Annotated in this window: 1 pseudogene; it reads right to left on the bottom strand. The window is 39.5% G+C overall.

The window, feature by feature from the left end:
• Positions 1-94: 94 nt before the first annotated feature.
• Positions 95-379: pseudogene (locus tag CWC14_RS18040) on the bottom strand (helix-turn-helix domain-containing protein); the annotation flags it as partial.
• Between the last annotated feature and the right edge of the window lie 140 nt (positions 380-519).

The following is a 519-nucleotide window of genomic DNA, read 5'->3' on the forward strand; positions in this document are numbered from 1 at the left end:
GGATGGGTGAATTCATAATGACCTCCAATAAAAAGTTGAAGGTATTTTCAAATACAAAAAATGGTGTTGCTAGGTGTGGTTGGCCGGACGCTTACAATTGTTCAGCCAAGTGCAACAGATTCAAATCGTAATATTTTTCCTGAATCAATTTTTGAACCACTTTTTTTATTGATACCGGCGTTTTGTTGGGTGGGGCTTTGCCACTGTTACCATGAACAGCGAATTGAATACCGACTTGCTGATATTGCTTTACGTAGCGTTCAATAGTGCGTCGAGACTTACTGAGTAACTTAGCAGCATTGGCAATTGTTATCCTGCCTTCAACCACTTTAGCTATGATGTCAACGGTGAGTTGAGCTTTAGAATCCATCACAATCATCCTCAACATGCCTTCTAGTATTCCAAAAACAAAACACTAACAGACACGTAAAAAAGTGACCGACAAATTCCCTTGGTAATTAGCGATTACGACAGAATCGCTTGGTAATTAAGATACGACAAAGTCGCTTGGTGTTAACA

Source organism: Pseudoalteromonas sp. S3260 (assembly GCF_005886925.1).
GTDB lineage: Bacteria > Pseudomonadota > Gammaproteobacteria > Enterobacterales > Alteromonadaceae > Pseudoalteromonas > Pseudoalteromonas tetraodonis.